Origin of the sequence: Salegentibacter flavus, assembly GCF_900115145.1 — a bacterium.
Classification (GTDB): domain Bacteria; phylum Bacteroidota; class Bacteroidia; order Flavobacteriales; family Flavobacteriaceae; genus Salegentibacter; species Salegentibacter flavus.
The window spans coordinates 1-1,652 of sequence record NZ_FOVL01000048.1 but is presented as its reverse complement, the minus strand read 5'-3'; the positions used below and the strand labels follow the sequence as shown (position 1 = coordinate 1,652).

The following is a 1,652-nucleotide window of genomic DNA, read 5'->3' as shown; positions in this document are numbered from 1 at the left end:
TCCTTTAATTCTTTAATCTCTTCTTGTGTCATAATCTAGTCTAAAAATTTTAATTTAATTTTCAAAGTCTAGACAGACTTGAGATTACACTCTCGATGGCTCTTTTATTTAACTATTTTTACAGTTTGGCCACCAAATATTTTTAAATTTCAGGTAATTCCAAGCTTCTTTTTAATAGAATTTTATCTTCCAGGTTTAAGTATTTTTTACGGGTTTTTAGTTATTGTTTCTTCCAAAACCTTTTAAATCAACTCCCAAACCTTCAAAAAAAATACCTGTTTTCCAGTATATTTTGGGTTTAAAACAAGTTGTTTACCGACTAATTTCTGCTTTACATCTAAAAAAATAGAAATTCCTTTTATAAAGCGAATTTTACTATAATTTTACCAAAGAATTGATAGGCAAAAAAGATTAACCCCCAATTAATCAATAGGTAAAATCCCCTAATTTTATCGTTTATCTTTTCTGAATAAATCCCCAAAGATTTAAATATTGTTTTCCCAAAAGAAAACATGAATGATTGTCCCTACAGATCATTTTAGACCTACACCTACTTAATAATTGAGTGTGTTCTGTGAAAAGAACACTACAAATGATTGATTAAACTTAATTCTAAACATGTCTGATATGATTTGGAAAACTACTCTTGCGAATAAGCTGGGTTTTAACTTATTAAGCATTTTAACTGTAATTTTTACTATAGCAAGCTCTTTACAGATGCAGGCTCAATGTAGTAGCAATAACGTAACCGTAAACGATTTTTATCTTGGAGATGAAAACGGAGTTCCGTTACAATCTAATTCCAATTATCAAATAGGACAACCTGTAGATGCATATTTATATGCTCAATTTGGAGGAAGTTCAGGTAATGGCTATTCTCTTTATTTGGAATATAACATTAGTGTGGACGGAGTACTACAACCTTTGGTCCAGGAATGTTTGTATAATGGTCAATCTATTCCTCCTTCTGGTTATCATCAAATAAGTGAGTTTACCTGGGAATGGGGAAAAGAATTGGAATTACGAAATCTATATATGGACTGGTATACCAATCCCACCACCAGAAATTGTACCCCAAGAAACTCTAATGCTCAATGTTATAGAGCCATTGAAAATTATGTGATAAAAACTCCCCTGGTTGCAGATTTTGACTATAACGCAATTTGTGGGAGCACAAGTGTCCAGTTTGATGATCAAACTACAGGCGGTGAAACCCAGGATTATGTCTATAACTGGAATTTTGATGGTTTAGGCAATAGCTCAACAGAAAATCCAAACTTCGATTTTGAGGAAGCCGGGACTTATAATGTAACCCTGGAAGTATCCGATGGTGTTGCAACTACCTTAACTAATAAAAGTATTTATATTCCCGAGACCCCGGCCACCCCCAACATTCTTTCTACTACCGATGCTACTTGTGGTGAAAATAGTGGAAATGTAGAATTTGAAGTTAAAAATAGTCTAACCTATACGCTAACCGATAGCAACAATAATTCCTTTCAGCCTAATAATGGAGAATTTACCGATCTTTCTCCCGGAGATTATACTCTCATTGCCAGTAATGGAGAGTGTGAAACCGAGGTACAGGTTATAATAGAAAATATTGAAGATAATGAAGATCCGGTGATCAATGGAATGCCTGCTAATATTAC

At 33.4% G+C, this 1,652-nt stretch carries 1 protein-coding gene; it reads left to right on the top strand.

Annotated elements, in window-relative coordinates:
* Positions 1-627 precede the first annotated feature (627 nt).
* Positions 628-1,652 (top strand): PKD domain-containing protein (locus BM266_RS16880; RefSeq protein WP_175494836.1); only part of this gene is annotated, 1,025 nt, incomplete at its 3' end.